This window comes from Bacillus sp. FSL M8-0350 (assembly GCF_038593345.1).
Lineage (GTDB): Bacteria > Bacillota > Bacilli > Bacillales > Bacillaceae > Bacillus > Bacillus safensis.
In genome coordinates, this window is sequence record NZ_CP151985.1 from 2,269,128 (window position 1) to 2,283,205 (window position 14,078).

Genomic DNA, 14,078 nt, shown 5'->3' on the forward strand with positions numbered 1-14,078 from the left:
AAACCTCTTCATCTTAAATGAAAAGGTCCCAATTCGGATTATTTGCCGGATTCATCATCATGACACCGGTGGCAAATACCATGGAATGTCAATCTATGATCCTTAATTTTAAATTTCCAGTCACGTTCAATAATCTCTTCGACATCTTCTAATAAATCATCTTCTATCTCATCGACTGTTCCGCATTCCATGCAGACAAGATGATGATGGAAGTGAGCGGCTCCTTCTTTGCGAAGATCATATCGCGAAACGCCGTCTCCAAAGTTAATTTTATCAACAACTTTCAGTTCAGTGAGCAATTCTAACGTCCGATAAACAGTAGCAAGACCAATTTCAGGAGACTTCTCTTTTACGAGGAGGTATACATCTTCTGCACTTAAATGGTCTTCTTCATTCTCAAGCAGTACTCTTACTGTGGCTTCACGCTGTGGCGTGAGCTTGTAGCTGGAAGAATGAAGCTGTTTCTTAATTCGATCAATCCTATTTTCCATTGACTTTCCCTCCTACGCCACATTACTTGATCATTATATCAAATGATGTGCTGAGAGCCAACTATAATCATTTTAAATTGATAAATAAATTGATTATTAATTAATAACAATTATAAAATAACACCTGCCAGCTTTTTCATCAGCATGAATGATATGTACGATTCAAAAAAAGACGAAAGTGCAGCAAGCGCTAAAATCATCAGCAGAACTGATGCATACCGGCCAAACCACTGGACGGGTGCTTGACTGATGGTTTTTTTCATGAAGAGCTGTCCAATGAGACGGATGGAAAACGCAATCGCACAAGTGCCAATTACTAAATAGGCTGGAATGAGCAAAATGTTTTGCGGAAGCACCGATACGAACGAGAGAAAAAATCCACTCAGCCCCATTTGATTCACGAGAAAACCAACAGTAAACCCCACAACAATTCCTTTTAAAAAGATCATAAGAAAGATAAGCGGCAGACCAACGATGGAGATTCCCAGAATCCACATAAGGCCTAAATATTTCATATGATGCAGGAAGCTTTGTAAAAACATTTCTTTTGATTCTGCTGCTTTCTCATTTATCAGTTGACCAAAAAATTGATTTAAATAATAGAATAAATCCTCTTTCTGGCTGAATGTCATGCTATTGACAATGATGGCCCCGAAGATCACACCCATTAAAAAGAGTACAGAGACAAATAAATAAATCGAGAGATGATCTTTTACGTGCTGAAGAAGATGCTCCTTCCAAGACTTTTTCCGCATGTGTCTTCCTCCCAAATAGTAAGGTTACTAGATTCTATGAGAGAGATTACGAAACATGACAGTTTTATCGAAAGAAAAAAGAGAAAGCAGCCTGCTCACTGCTTTCTCTTTTTCATTTATCGTGCGGCTTTTTGTACATTCACAAGCCCGGCACCATAATAAAAAGGTTCTCCAAGCTTTGTCGCCGTTTTTGACAATCTCTCGCGTACTTCATCGTTTGTCAGATTCGGATGTTTTGATAGAATGACAGCCGCAGCGCCCGCTACATGCGGTGATGCCATTGATGTTCCGCTCATGTAGCCGTATTCGTTATGAGGAATGGTGCTCAGCGTTGAAACGCCTGGTGCTGAGACTTCGATTTCCTCGCCAACAGATGAATCAAAGGCTCTTTGCTTTTTTTGGTCAACAGAGGCAACCGCCATCACTGAGCTGTATTTAGCCGGATAGTCAATTGTATTGAGAGAGCCATAGCTTCCTTCATTACCTGCTGAAGCCACAATGAGAATCCCTTTATCATACGCTCGATCTACCGCTTCTTTCAGCGCCTCAGATTCACTTGCTCCCCCCATACTAATATTGATGACATCCATGTCATTCTCAATGGCCCATTCAATCCCTTTTATGATCCAGCTATAGTAGCCGTCACCATTTTCATCTGCCACCTTGACAGCATAGATAGAAGCTTTTGGCGCAACACCAACGACTCCTACCTTATTATCTAATGCGGCAATTGTGCCTGCCACATGCGTTCCATGTTCATGCGGATCAACAAGCGGATCAGACTCTGCCGGTACAAAGCTCACCCCGCCGGTGACATGTAAATCCTCATGTTTACCGTCGATGCCGCTGTCAAGAACGGCTACTTTGACATTCTGTCCAGCGTATCCTTGTTTATGTACCTTTTGTGCTTTGATGCTTTTGATGCCGTATGGAACAGTTTGACCGCTAGTTTTTGCTTTTTGGTCTTCCTCGATGAAGGTCACTTCTTTTGCTTCATTCAGTTTCTTTTTCGAAGTCTCATTCAATGACACTTTCATCATATCTATTTGCTCTATGGATTCTTTCACATGCCCGCCAGCTTCTTCTACAAGCTGTTTTTGGGTTTTGTCTTGAACGGAAGAAGAAAAGCCGATCATGTACTCTTTTTTTGCTTGCTCCTTTGCAGAAATATCTGACGCGCCAAACATGACCGATGCCACAAGCACACTTGCCATACAAAGCCCTGCTCCAAATGACTTGACGTTCACGATACTCACTCTCCCTTTCGTTTCTTTTTGTCATTTAACTACATTTTTAGACAAAAAGAAACGACCGTTTGTCCTATTTTTTAAAATTTTTCCATTTATTTGATCTAGTTGTCACAAAAAAGCAAAATAAAAATGCTTATGATCCTCTTGATAGTGATCATAAGCATTTCGTCCTTTATGTTTTTTCATCATATGCTGCAAGGCTTCTTGTTTTGTTTTTGTCTTCCTTTCGTGTGTGCTAAAATGCGGCATGTTTCCTCTCGACAGTTCTGGATTTTGGCTGTGCTGCCTTTGGATATGCTCTCGTTTTTTCTTTGCTTTGCTTTTTCCCATTTGGCAAAACCCCTTTCGTTGACGTTATGATACACGATGTTTCATAAAAAAGATAGACGTATACACGTCGATCTTTCTGTTTTCACCATATCAAGATGCGGAATCCCATCTTCATCATAAACATCTGAGACGGCCTTGAAACCAAATGATTCGTAAAATGACTTCAGGTAGGCTTGCGCCTGTATTTTGACAGTTGTTTCACCTAATTCACTAAGCTTTTCTAAAGCCTTGATGAGCAGCAGCTTTCCATAGCCTTTTTTCCGGCCCGCCTGCGTCACAAGAACGCGGCCGATGGACGCCTCTTTGTACATGATCCCGTTTTGGAAAATTCGGCAATACGCCACAATGACGCCGTTCTCTTTTGCGATGAGATGAAGCGCTTCTTGGTCCCTGTGATCAATTTCAGGGTAAGGGCATGTTTGTTCTACAACAAACACGTTGACTCTTTCCATGAGAATTAAGTAAAGATCCTCTTTTGACAATTGTTCAAATGTGTGACATGTCCATTTAATGTGACTCATGATTGATATCCACCTTACCGTACACTCCGCCTCCACCAGCGATGAGTCCGACTTCGCCCTTCCTTGCTTTGATGATGTAGCCCGCTGTCTTTTCTGGCAGAACGGCTTTTAGTTCTTGTTCTGTTGCTTGATGTAAAATATTCATCTCTGTGTGAAACACGGCTTTTAGCTTCTCCAGTGTTTTAGGTCCAACTCCCGGAATAAACTGAAGCGGAAGCTGATGAACATAAGGAGGTCTCATTCTTTTTTCACTTTCTTGGTCAGCAAGCTCTTCTAAACGTTCACTTACTCCTTTTGTCATCCGTGTATGTCCGCATACATGGCACTCTTTTTGATCTGGTGCGTGAGGTCTAACCCCGCATTTCTCGCAGGTCGTATGATAATACTTCCCAAGCCGCGGAGCAAGTCCATAATTTCCTGTGACAGCTCTGCCATCTTTTTCTTCAAGGGCTAGCTTGAATTCGGCAAAAGAGGCATGATCCATTTTGATTTTTGTATATTCCCGCGCGATTTTCCCTAAAGAATGAGCATCTGAATTCGTTAAAAAGGGATACCGGTTCAGCTCACTCAACTGGGACGCCATTGACGTATCACAGCTAAGACCAAGCTCAACAGCATCAATAAGGTCAGGATCAAATACTTCCGTTAAAGAAGTGTTGACCCCTTTGCCGTATAGACTTTTATGCGGCGTAAAAATATGAGCAGGAATAAACAAACCTCCCAGCTCCTTAACCTTACGCTGAAGTGTTTTCCCATCAACATAGAGGCGCTGTGAACTCAAATGCACATTTTTCATATGAAGCGAAAGCCATGCGGAAAACTCAGACATTTTGTGTAGTGTGGGCATAAATGCCAGCACATGAATCGGTCCCTTTGAATGGTCATCATTGATTTCTAATTCACTGCCTAAAAGCAGCACTGTCTCTCCAAATGATAGACCGCCGTCATTTAGTTCAGTGTACCTGCCTTCCTCTACACCTTCTATTAATTCTTCTAGGACTTCTGGAGATTGTGCATCAATCACACCAATCATCCCCATCCCTTTACTTTCTGCTGCTTCAATAAGAATTTGATCAATTGTCAGTGACCTTGCACCTGTAATTTTGACAGCTCTGCCTGTTCTTGTTCTGCCAATATGGATATGGATGTCTGCAAAAAATTCCTTCATTTTGTTGACTCAAGTACCTCTTGCAGTTGTAAGTACTGAATGGCATAGGCTGTTTTTGCATCATAAATATGCTGCTCTTCAATGAGGTGCAAGGCTTCTTCTAATGAAACTTCCATTACTTCGACAAATTCATCTTCATCCAGCTCTCTTTTTTCTTCAAGCGGAACTAGCTGATCTGCTAGATAGATGTGAACAATTTCATCTGCAAAACCAGGTGATGTATAAAAGGCCGTCAGCTTTTGAAGCTGCTGAGTTGTATATCCTGTTTCTTCTTCTAATTCTCTTAATGCTGTATGTGCCGGCTCTTCCCCTTTTTCTAGTTTTCCGGCCGGAATTTCAACGATGGCTCTCTCTAGTGCTTTACGGTATTGTTTGACCAAGATGATTTTATTTTCATCTGTACGTGCAATGACGGCTACTGCACCAGGATGTTTAATGATTTCGCGTTTGCCTTGTTTTCCATTAGGCAATTCTACATCTTCAAGAACCAAATCAATGATTTTTCCGTTGTATAATTCTTTAGACGATAATGTTTTTTCTTCAAAGTCCTTCAATTTTGTCAGCTCCTCGTTCTACTTTCACTTTTTACTTCATTTATTTTAACATAGATGATTTAAGAGAAGCGAAAAGCGAAACGCTTGCTTCAATGCGCCATTTGAAATCACCTAGCTTGAATTCCTGATTTTTTTCACTTAATGTGAAAGGATAGGAGTGTGATGGAATTGAAAAAAAGACGAATTGGCACCTCAGATCTCTTAGTGAGCGAGGCGGCACTAGGATGCATGTCTCTTGGGACGGAAAAAGAAAAAGCGCTCTCTTTATTAGATGAGGCCATTGATCTCGGAATTAACTATTTGGATACAGCCGATTTATATGATTTTGGGACAAATGAGGAAATTGTCGGGGAAGCCATTAAAAACAGACGGCAGGATTTGATTTTGGCGACAAAAGGCGGCAACCGCTTTGAAAAAGGCAAACCAGGCTGGGACTGGGATCCTTCAAAAGCGTACATAAAGGAAGCAGTAAAACAAAGCCTCAAGCGGCTTCAAACAGATTATATTGATTTATATCAATTGCACGGAGGCACGATTGATGACCCCATTGATGAAACGATTGAGGCTTTTGAAGAGTTAGTAGAGGAAGGCGTAATTCGCTATTATGGCATTTCATCTATCCGTCCAAATGTCATTAAAGAATATGCCAAAAAGTCCAATATCGTAAGCGTGATGATGCAATATAGTTTACTCGACCGCCGCCCAGAAGAATGGTTCTCTCTACTTGAAGAACAAAGCATTAGTGTCGTCGCAAGAGGCCCTTTAGCGAAAGGATTATTAACTGAAAAGCCACTTTCTCAAGCAAGTGCAGCGATTCAAAAAAACGGCTATCTTCAATATTCATTTGAAGAGCTTCAGCAGATCATTCCTTCTTTAAAGAAAGTCGCTTATGACCTATCACTCACTGAACTGTCCATTCAGTATATACTGAAACATTCTGCGGTCAGTTCCGTTGTATTTGGTGCAAGCTCAGTGGATCAGTTAAAAGAAAATATAGCAGCAGCAAATGCACGTTCATTAAGTGACCAAGAAGTCAAAGCATTAACTTACTATACAAAACCATCTGTGTATGAAACGCACCGGTTTAAATAATATAAAAAGAGATCACATGGTGTGATCTCTCAGATTGTAGAAAAACTCATGTTTTTCTACAATTTTTTATTTTAGTGTATGTATGATGAATGAACGTTTTCATGTTCTCATATGCAGATGAGAGAAGAACTTGGCACTTACATTTTATTTTCTCCTCAACCAGAGGAACAAAAATGCGATCTTGTTTTCTCTCAGTATGAGGGGCTAAGAGCCCCCGTTGTCTTATTAACTTTTATTTTTACTTTCATAAAATGCATAATTTCCAGATTTGCCTTTAAGATAAAATGTAGTACCAAATTGGTTGAAACTATTTGCAAAAACGCCATTATCTGAAAACATACATAATCTATTATCTTCTTTTTTAAAAGGAGTTTTGGAACAATCTACAATTGAAGTAGCCTTTGTACTCACATCCGCATTCGTTAAATCATTTGTAGCAAGAGCTTGTCCAGAAACAGGTAAAAGCAATCCTAAAGATAAAGCGACTCCAGCCATTGTTTTTCTCAATTTCATGTGAATCATCTCCATTCCCAAATTTTGTAATACACCTTCATTATAAGGAGAATGATCCTCTATCAAAAGGGTCTTAATAACCGTATTTTCAATAAAAAGGAATTTAAATAATTCAATACTCACCTTTTTACTTCTATCTTAAACTTAAGTTATGGGATTTCGTTTCGTTTGACTGTAAATATCATACTGTCACGATTCTGAAATGAAGCGATGTGAAGGGGGAAGAAGTGCTTTTCTTTTTAAACACTTCTATGTTTCTGCTGTGGATCTATCTTAAGAAAAAAAGAGAGCATCATCGCCCTCTTTTTTAGCTTTTATACTTTCTCCAGTCTAAATGGCTTTCATCTAGCAGCTCTGAAAAACTTTTGTTTTTTTCTTTTTCTTTCTGCTGCCGAAGGAGGTCTTGTCGTTTTTGTTCTTCTCTTTTTTCTGTCTCGACGGCAAGGTTCTGCTTCATTTGAAGAAGCTGCTGTTTGACATCATCGTTTATGCCGTCCTTTAATTTCGCTTGATCTTGTTTGGTCTTTTTCATTGTGCCTCTCTCCTTTTGACTTAGTGTATCATCCGTTTTATTTTCTGAGCAAGAGGCACGCCAATCTCCCAAGATGTGGTATGATCGTCATAGAAAAAACCCCGGAAAGGAAGAATCGGCTAGATGAAGAAATGGATCGCTATATTTGCCTTCATATTATGTCCACTCGCTGCAATTGGTATTTTTTTCACCAATAAAATGATGTATATTCGAAAATTAACGGATGAAGAGCTCATCAAACGAGAATCAGATGGAGGCCATTATCACCACGAGGAATTTCAACAGCTCAAAAAAGAGAAAGTGTGTATTCCTTCAGCATTTGGTTATGATCTCCATGGCTATTTTGTGCCGTATCCCCATACAACACGAACAATCGTCCTTTGCCACGGTGTTACAGTCAGTTTGATTAACTCCGTTAAGTATATGAAATTATTCCAAAAGCTCGGATGGAATGTGATGCTTTATGATCATAGAAGACATGGAATGAGCGGCGGGAAAACCACAAGTTATGGATATTATGAAAAAGAAGATCTAGCAAAGATCGTAAAGTGGCTCAGACAAAAACTCGGAGAAAGTGCCATCATTGGGATACACGGAGAATCAATGGGCGCAGTCACGACCTTGTTATATGCCGCAAAGCCGGAAGCAAACGCCAATTTTTACATAGCAGACTGCCCTTTTGCTTCTTTTGAGGACCAGCTTCTGTATCGATTAAAAACAGATTTTCGCCTTTCAGGAAAATGGATTCTTCCACTAAGTGATCAAGTGTTAAAATGGCGGGACGGATACCGCATCCGGCAAGTTTCCCCTCTTGATGTGATCGATCAGGTGAAAGAACCTGTACTTTTTATTCATAGCCGCCATGACGACTATATCCCCTGTGAGCAAAGTCAGCAGTTATATACACGAAAAAAGGGTGACAAACAGTTATTTATTGCGCCACACGGTGCGCATGCAATGTCTTTTAGCGAAAATAAGGAAGCTTATGAGCAAGAAATTCAAGCATTTCTTCAAAGATTTGAATTGAATGAAAATAAAAGAGGAGAATGAACAGCAGTTCGTCCCCTCTTTTTGAGCTAACTTATGCGATAGTCACCACTGTTGTATGGTGTCTGCCCGCAAGCTCCATATGGCTCTCTTCCGATTGCTGCTGACTCATGACCGATAATCCTGCAGTTGCTGCCAATAAAAGAACTATCAAACTCGTTTTCATATAAATGACCCCCATTTTGGATTTTTGATATGGCTTGAATTTTCCTTTCGTAAAACCGGGTAGATACTTCAAACAGTCCAAGCTCATTGTAATAATGAGCCGCATCAAGTGCCAATTCCTCAATATCTGGGTATAAGCGCTTGTCCTCGAGCAGGTCTAATGTATCGTCTATGATTGTTATGTCTGCATCAACGTACAATGCTTTTAAGAATTGAAATTTGCAGATGTAAATTTCATCTTCTAATTCACAGGCCTTCATAATACCTTGTTGATAGAGGGTTAATGACTCTTCTATTTGTTTTTGTTTAAACAGGATTTGTGTCAGCATAAATAGTGGGTCTAGAGAGCGATTAAGATGGGTTAAATTCTCCTTTTCAAACACTTCAATAGAGTCTTTCAGATAACGCCTTGCTTCCGCAAGATCGTTCATTTGATAATAACAGTTACCTAAGTTGAAAAGGGCCGAACCTATGACTCGAGGGTTTCCAATTGAGCGTGCTCGCTTTAGAGCATTTTTAAAGTAGGGCAATGCATGTTCATAGCATTTCAAATCATCATAGTTTGCACCAATGACAAATTCACAGTGGATGATTCTCAGCGTGTACGTTCTGTAGGCAGAATACGTATCTAACGCTTGCAAGGCATAGTGCATCGAAAAGTGGGTTTGTTTCATGTGGTAGTAAATTTCTGCTAATTTAAAGTAAAATTCTGCTCTTTCTATATCATCTGATATGAGATTGAGCTTTTTTTCTGCTGAGCGGTAATAAGCAATGGCACTTAAATAGTTTCTCTGTTCAAATTCAAACATTCCTGTGAAAAAATGAACATAGTATTCAAGCATATCCGTTAATTTCGTTTGTGAATGTTCAATCGTTTCTAGCAAATTCTTAATCTCTTCATCATTCGAGGCTTTCTTTGCCGGTTCAAAATATTCAAGCATCACCTTGTGGCGAAAATCCATCAGCTGGTAAAACAATAATAAGTTTTGATCCTGCTCCATCTCCAGGATTTCCTGCTCGATCTCCGCCTTCAGCTTCTCTGCTTTCATCACATGAAATCCGCAAATCTGCCTATACCATTCGTTTATTTTGATTCCAACCTGAGGCGATGACAGCTTGAGCTTCAATTCACTTTAGCACCTCCCTTCTCATATACGATACATGTTGTATTCTATCACATTTCCTCGAATGGAAGAAATATGAAAAGTCATTTTTCGCAAAGTTTTCGGTATCCCGCAATAAACGCTGCAAATGCCTATTTTTCGGCATTTACAGCCATTATTTTTTTATTTCCAGCTTGCTCATTTTGTCGAATTGTTTGTTGAAAAACGGGTTTTTCCGTTCCCAAAAGCTCATTTTCCGGATTAGACAGCCATGCGGTGTGATGAGATGATGAACGCACGAAAAAAACCCTTTCGAAAAAGGGCTTTTATAATACATCTGTTACTTGGTCCATATTCTCTTTGATCCAATTGACAGCTAAATCGAGCGTTGGAAATTCTTCTGTTTCAAATGTGACTTCATCTTGAAGAAGCCAAACGTCCTTTTTCACCGAATCCATTCCACCTATTGACCAGTGCAAAAGGCTATAGGGATGATTGTTATTTAAAAACGACACCCATGTTTTATTTTGTGCCGTATTTTGTATTGCTTTTAGCTTTTGATCCACTACATTTCCACCTTACTTTACAAGTATACCCATTCTCGGGCTGAGTATTTGTTGAGGACTTTTCAACATGAGTGTGTTGGCTTTTTCGTTAAAATCAATCGTCATTTCCTCGTCAAAAAAGACCTTTTGTGCTGTGTGTATGTACAGCTTAAAGAGCTGATTATGCTTGAGTTCTTCCCATTCGCCTGTTCTTTCGCCTGTGAGCCAAATCATTGGGACACCGCTTACCGCACAGCCGCACCCATCTGAATCATATCGAAGGAGCAGTTCTTTTGTTTCATGCCCTGCTTGTTGTTTTGTAAGGAACGCTGCTGCTGGTTCTGTTATATGAATATACATACCGAACATCCTTTTTTCGTTGATTGTTACATTGTAACATATCAGTCATCAATTAAACATGTTCACGCCCTGTCAGCTCTTATGTCTGATCATTTGTCTTTAACTGGTCTGACCAATTGTACGCTTCTTGTTCAATTTCTTTAATGAGCTCATCTTTTCCTTTGATATAACTTGCCATATCTTCAGGATAGGCTTTTGCCAATTGACGCTTTTTATCTGCATAGACTTTGGCACGGTCAGGTGCAGCTTTTAAATAATCTCGGAACACCAAATGCCTTTTTACATCATCATGTCCGGCTTCATAGGCGTGAACGTGATGTGTTCGGTTCAAGCCGCCTTTTCTAAAAAAACGTCTTCCCTTGAGTCCATTTTCTCCGAGCGGTTCATATCCAAGCTGGCGAAACAGATGGTTACACTCATCTAAGCTGCTGATATGCTTCACCTCTAGCAAGATATCAATAATTGGCTTAGCCGCCATTCCTATGACTGACGTACTGCCAATATGGTGGCCATATACCCAGTTGTCGCCAACTATCTTTTTCAGCTTGTCATGCTCATCTTGAAATTGTTTTGGCCAGCTCGATTGGTATTCAATCACTTCCACCTTTCGAAGCATCAAACGTTCCATCTTTGTTAACATCAGATTGTTTTCCACCTGCAAACGGGCCTTCTGTTTAAACCCTAATTTTTCATAAAGCTTGATTGCTGGTGTATTTGCCTCTGCTGTTGTGAGCTCGATTGTTTTTTGATGCTGGATAATGGATTGCAGGAGCGCTGTCCCGATTCCTTGATTGACATGATGTGGGTGCACAGCTAACCGGCTGAGGATGATCCGATCGTCATGTAGTTCATATGAAGCGATCCCTAACAAATGCCCCTCTTTTTCAAATCCTATGAAAATCTCATCTGTTTCTATTATGTCTTTAACCGTTTCTTTTAAGGGCGGTAAATCTTGATAGCCAATTTGTTCTGCCTCCCGCTGATATGCGGCTAATTGTATATGTAACAGCTCTTTTGCTATTTCTTTATTTTTTTGATCCAGTCTGATGATCATGCTTTCGCCTCCAGCTTTTTCACAAATAGCACCCGGTCTTCATGAATGCCGTCGTAATCTGAAAAAACTGAAATGCCATCCACTGTTTTATCTCCCTTTTCTATCTGAAAACCGAGCTTTGTATGGTAAGCAATCGAGACTTTATTGACAGGAGCTGTGATGGCCTTAATCGTCGTTCTTCCTTCCTTTTCAGCCGCTTCATAAAACGCTTGATAGAGAATTTTACCAATCTTTAATTTCCGGTGGTCTGGATGTACCCCGACAAAGTGAATATACGCTTCATCTGAATGTGATTGCGATAAAAAACCGACTAAAAAGCCGATCAGTTCACCTTTTTCAACAACAACAAAACTTGTTTGCTGAAAATGTTCGAAAAATAGCTTTGGCAATTTTGCGCGCAAATCTCTGCCTCCCCACCAGCTTTGAATGACGGATGTGACCGCATAAAAATCTGACGGTTTTACTTGACGTATCATGATGACCTCGCCCCTTTTCATTTTTAGCTGTACCGCTCTTTTTTCACAAAAAATCAACTGTTTCAATAGTCTACCTGTCTGATCAATTGTTTGTAAAGGTGATGTATCAGCCTTTTTTCCTTTTCAGCTTTGTTGGTTCTTCGTTCTTTCGCTGTCATCTCCTTTTAAATCTTCACACTTATTTCAAAAAGTTCACTTTTTGTGCGAAAGTTTTATTCTTTTGTTATGTTAAGATGGATCATATAGGAAATGGAACAAACGTTTATTGGAGATGATGATATTGGTTTGGATTGTTACTTCACTTGTTGTGTTTAGTCTTTTAAAGCTGCTTGTCACTTCGCTGCCTTCGGGTGTTGTTGAACGCCTTTTTAGTCGTTATGCGGTGCATGCAAAAGTAACAAGTGATCAAACAACGATGACGTTTCAAGGACGTCCACTCGATGATCAGCAAACATCTGAAATTATTCAACATTTTAATGATGCGATCTTTATTGAACGCTACTATATTTACCCTGGTGACGAAGAGCGTTTTCTTCATCCACAGGAAGGACCGGCGCCGCTTACCATGCAAACAAAGCTTGGCAAGCATGATGTAACCCTTTATCTGTTTCATTACGATGACCACGTGGATGTGGTGCGGCAGTTTACCCATAAGCCTAAGAAAAAACTAACGGCCTATCGTTTGCGTTCTGAGCCGCTCCAAACATCCAACAACTTGGCACATGCTTAAAATGACTCATTTTACCCAGATGAGACGAAGTGGAGACACTTCGTCTTTTTTGTATGGATTTACACTCTTCTCTTTGAATGATTTACCAGTATCAATTTCACCTTCTGGCGGTTAAAATGTATACAGAACATACGTTCTAAGAGGTGAAAATCATGAATGAACGAGCCATTCTGCTTGTGGATATGCAGTCGTTTTATGCGTCAGTCGAAAAAGTGGAGGCTCCCCATTTGAAGGATGTGCCGCTCATCGTTTCAGGAGATCCCGAGCGGCGGAGCGGGGTCGTACTTGCGGCCTGCCCGCTCGCTAAAAAACGGGGCGTACAAAATGCATCAAGATTATGGGAAGCAAAGGAGAAATGCCCTGAAGCCGTCGTTGTACGTCCACGTATGCAGCGCTACCTTGATGTCTCTGTCATGATGACAGAACTGCTGGAACAATACACAGATCTTGTCGAACCCTATTCAATTGATGAACAGTTTCTCGATATTACGGGGAGTGTGACACTACTCGGTTCACCCCGCGAGATCGCTCAAAATATACAAACGACCATTATGAACCAGACGGGCATTTACGCACGTGTTGGTATTGGTCCTAATAAAGTGCTCGCTAAAATGGCCTGTGACCATTTTGCTAAAAAAAACACATCTGGCATCTATGAACTTCGTGCAGACCGGGTTGCGGCTGATTTATGGCCGCTTCCGATTGGAAAATTATTTGGTGTCGGCAAACGGATGGAGCACCACTTAAAACGAATGGGCATCAGTACCATCGGGACACTTGCTGCTTATCCGTTAGACCGGCTAAAAAAACGCTGGGGAATCAACGGGGAGCTTCTGCAGCGAACTGCTTTAGGACACGACCCTTCCCCGGTCACTCTTCACACACATGATCAGCAAAAAGCGGTTGGGCATCATATGACCCTTCCCCATGATTATGCGTCCTTTGAGGACATCAAAGTCGCCCTTCTTGAATTGAGTGAAGAAGTGGCAAGACGTGCGCGCTTTAAGCATTATGTTGGGCAAACGGTGTCTGTTGGCGTAAGAGGCGCTGATTTTTCTCATCCGACTGGATTTCATCGACAAATCAAGCTCCATTCACCCACACAGTACGGGACAGATATTGCAGAAGCAGCTATTCAGCTATGCCAGCAGCACTGGGACGGCCAGCCCATTCGCAGTGTAGGTATTACTCTCTCGCAGCTGCAGCCTGACAGCCAATATCAGCTGAGTTTATTTGATCACCATTTAAAAAAAGACAGACTCAGCAAAGTATTTGATGCCATCCATATGAAGTATGGACCTGCTGCACTCTTGCACGCCTCGTCACTAACAAGCGCAGGGCAGGCGTATCACCGCGCCGAAAAAATTGGTGGACATTACAAATAACGGAGGC

18 protein-coding genes are annotated in these 14,078 nt (G+C 40.7%); 4 read left to right on the forward strand and 14 right to left on the reverse strand.

The annotated features are described in order from the left end of the window. Positions 1–38 precede the first annotated feature (38 nt). The 7 genes from fur to NSS80_RS11840 all read right to left on the reverse strand — a co-directional run bounded on the left by fur (position 39) and on the right by NSS80_RS11840 (position 5,069). Positions 39–491 (reverse strand): ferric iron uptake transcriptional regulator, encoded by a 453-nt coding sequence (gene fur, locus NSS80_RS11810; protein ID WP_003215577.1) that lies wholly within the window; start codon positions 489–491, stop codon positions 39–41. Positions 492–601: 110 nt separating this feature from the next. After that, complete coding sequence (gene spoIIM, locus NSS80_RS11815) at positions 602–1,246, reverse strand: stage II sporulation protein M (RefSeq protein WP_317221956.1); 645 nt, start codon at positions 1,244–1,246, stop codon at positions 602–604. A 116-nt stretch (positions 1,247–1,362) separates the two neighbouring features. Then, the gene (locus NSS80_RS11820; RefSeq protein ID WP_080708052.1) at positions 1,363–2,493 is read right to left on the reverse strand and encodes a S8 family peptidase; all 1,131 of its coding nucleotides are present in this window, start codon (positions 2,491–2,493) and stop codon (positions 1,363–1,365) included. A gap of 111 nt (positions 2,494–2,604) precedes the next feature. After that, positions 2,605–2,826: a hypothetical protein gene (locus tag NSS80_RS11825; RefSeq protein WP_041117875.1), complete on the reverse strand. Its 222-nt coding sequence runs from the start codon at positions 2,824–2,826 to the stop codon at positions 2,605–2,607. Positions 2,827–2,867: 41 nt separating this feature from the next. Then, positions 2,868–3,347 (reverse strand): GNAT family N-acetyltransferase, encoded by a 480-nt coding sequence (locus NSS80_RS11830; protein WP_041117877.1) that lies wholly within the window; start codon positions 3,345–3,347, stop codon positions 2,868–2,870. Further along, entirely contained in the window at positions 3,334–4,515 is a 1,182-nt protein-coding gene (locus tag NSS80_RS11835; RefSeq protein WP_041117879.1) for a TIGR00375 family protein, read from the reverse strand. Before NSS80_RS11835 ends, NSS80_RS11830 begins: the two co-directional genes overlap by 14 nt. Continuing rightward, positions 4,512–5,069, reverse strand: a complete 558-nt coding sequence (locus tag NSS80_RS11840) for an NUDIX hydrolase (RefSeq protein ID WP_024422878.1) — start codon at positions 5,067–5,069, stop codon at positions 4,512–4,514. Before NSS80_RS11840 ends, NSS80_RS11835 begins: the two co-directional genes overlap by 4 nt. 168 nt (positions 5,070–5,237) lie before the next feature. Here NSS80_RS11840 and NSS80_RS11845 point away from each other — a divergent pair, with 168 nt between their 5' ends. Then, on the forward strand, positions 5,238–6,161 hold the full coding sequence (locus NSS80_RS11845) for an aldo/keto reductase (RefSeq protein ID WP_024422879.1): 924 nt from the start codon (positions 5,238–5,240) through the stop codon (positions 6,159–6,161). 225 nt (positions 6,162–6,386) lie between these two features. Here NSS80_RS11845 and NSS80_RS11850 read toward each other — a convergent pair whose 3' ends face one another. Both NSS80_RS11850 and NSS80_RS11855 read right to left on the reverse strand, forming a co-directional pair. Then, positions 6,387–6,797 (reverse strand): antimicrobial peptide LCI, encoded by a 411-nt coding sequence (locus NSS80_RS11850; protein WP_317221955.1) that lies wholly within the window; start codon positions 6,795–6,797, stop codon positions 6,387–6,389. A 184-nt stretch (positions 6,798–6,981) separates the two neighbouring features. Next, the gene (locus tag NSS80_RS11855) at positions 6,982–7,206 is read right to left on the reverse strand and encodes a YqkE family protein (RefSeq protein ID WP_024422881.1); all 225 of its coding nucleotides are present in this window, start codon (positions 7,204–7,206) and stop codon (positions 6,982–6,984) included. A 123-nt stretch (positions 7,207–7,329) separates the two neighbouring features. On the opposite strand from NSS80_RS11855, the gene NSS80_RS11860 reads away from it, so the two are divergent. Further along, positions 7,330–8,256 (forward strand): alpha/beta hydrolase, encoded by a 927-nt coding sequence (locus tag NSS80_RS11860; RefSeq protein WP_034280338.1) that lies wholly within the window; start codon positions 7,330–7,332, stop codon positions 8,254–8,256. A gap of 26 nt (positions 8,257–8,282) precedes the next feature. Here the strand turns inward: NSS80_RS11860 and NSS80_RS11865 are convergent, their stop codons facing one another. From NSS80_RS11865 to NSS80_RS11885, 5 genes are all read right to left on the reverse strand, one after another. Continuing rightward, complete coding sequence (locus tag NSS80_RS11865; RefSeq protein ID WP_046311682.1) at positions 8,283–9,545, reverse strand: tetratricopeptide repeat protein; 1,263 nt, start codon at positions 9,543–9,545, stop codon at positions 8,283–8,285. A gap of 302 nt (positions 9,546–9,847) precedes the next feature. Beyond that, a complete protein-coding gene (locus NSS80_RS11870; protein ID WP_061109315.1) occupies positions 9,848–10,087 on the reverse strand; it encodes a YqkC family protein in 240 nt (79 codons plus the stop codon). A 12-nt stretch (positions 10,088–10,099) separates the two neighbouring features. Next, positions 10,100–10,426, reverse strand: a complete 327-nt coding sequence (locus tag NSS80_RS11875) for an iron-sulfur cluster biosynthesis family protein (RefSeq protein ID WP_024428050.1) — start codon at positions 10,424–10,426, stop codon at positions 10,100–10,102. Between the two features lie 79 nt (positions 10,427–10,505). Next, positions 10,506–11,480, reverse strand: a complete 975-nt coding sequence (locus tag NSS80_RS11880) for a GNAT family N-acetyltransferase (protein WP_034280332.1) — start codon at positions 11,478–11,480, stop codon at positions 10,506–10,508. Next, on the reverse strand, positions 11,477–11,956 hold the full coding sequence (locus NSS80_RS11885) for a GNAT family N-acetyltransferase (RefSeq protein ID WP_024428048.1): 480 nt from the start codon (positions 11,954–11,956) through the stop codon (positions 11,477–11,479). Before NSS80_RS11885 ends, NSS80_RS11880 begins: the two co-directional genes overlap by 4 nt. A 280-nt stretch (positions 11,957–12,236) precedes the next feature. Between NSS80_RS11885 and NSS80_RS11890 the strand changes: the two genes are divergently transcribed. Both NSS80_RS11890 and NSS80_RS11895 read left to right on the forward strand, forming a co-directional pair. After that, entirely contained in the window at positions 12,237–12,686 is a 450-nt protein-coding gene (locus NSS80_RS11890) for a YfmQ family protein (RefSeq protein WP_101676898.1), read from the forward strand. A gap of 152 nt (positions 12,687–12,838) precedes the next feature. Further along, entirely contained in the window at positions 12,839–14,071 is a 1,233-nt protein-coding gene (locus tag NSS80_RS11895) for a DNA polymerase IV (protein ID WP_317221954.1), read from the forward strand. The last annotated feature ends 7 nt before the right edge of the window (positions 14,072–14,078 follow it).

What these genes read in the sequence shown, in the direction of transcription:
- fur (WP_003215577.1), bottom strand. Translation starts at nt 491, where the DNA reads ATGGAAAATAGGATTGATCGAATTAAGAAACAGCTTCATTCTTCCAGC.
- spoIIM (WP_317221956.1), bottom strand. Translation starts at nt 1,246, where the DNA reads ATGCGGAAAAAGTCTTGGAAGGAGCATCTTCTTCAGCACGTAAAAGAT.
- NSS80_RS11825 (WP_041117875.1), bottom strand. Translation starts at nt 2,826, where the DNA reads ATGGGAAAAAGCAAAGCAAAGAAAAAACGAGAGCATATCCAAAGGCAG.
- NSS80_RS11830 (WP_041117877.1), bottom strand. Translation starts at nt 3,347, where the DNA reads ATGAGTCACATTAAATGGACATGTCACACATTTGAACAATTGTCAAAA.
- NSS80_RS11835 (WP_041117879.1), bottom strand. Translation starts at nt 4,515, where the DNA reads ATGAAGGAATTTTTTGCAGACATCCATATCCATATTGGCAGAACAAGA.
- NSS80_RS11855 (WP_024422881.1), bottom strand. Translation starts at nt 7,206, where the DNA reads ATGAAAAAGACCAAACAAGATCAAGCGAAATTAAAGGACGGCATAAAC.
- NSS80_RS11860 (WP_034280338.1), top strand. Translation starts at nt 7,330, where the DNA reads ATGAAGAAATGGATCGCTATATTTGCCTTCATATTATGTCCACTCGCT.
- NSS80_RS11875 (WP_024428050.1), bottom strand. Translation starts at nt 10,426, where the DNA reads ATGTATATTCATATAACAGAACCAGCAGCAGCGTTCCTTACAAAACAA.
- NSS80_RS11880 (WP_034280332.1), bottom strand. Translation starts at nt 11,480, where the DNA reads ATGATCATCAGACTGGATCAAAAAAATAAAGAAATAGCAAAAGAGCTG.
- NSS80_RS11885 (WP_024428048.1), bottom strand. Translation starts at nt 11,956, where the DNA reads ATGATACGTCAAGTAAAACCGTCAGATTTTTATGCGGTCACATCCGTC.
- NSS80_RS11895 (WP_317221954.1), top strand. Translation starts at nt 12,839, where the DNA reads ATGAATGAACGAGCCATTCTGCTTGTGGATATGCAGTCGTTTTATGCG.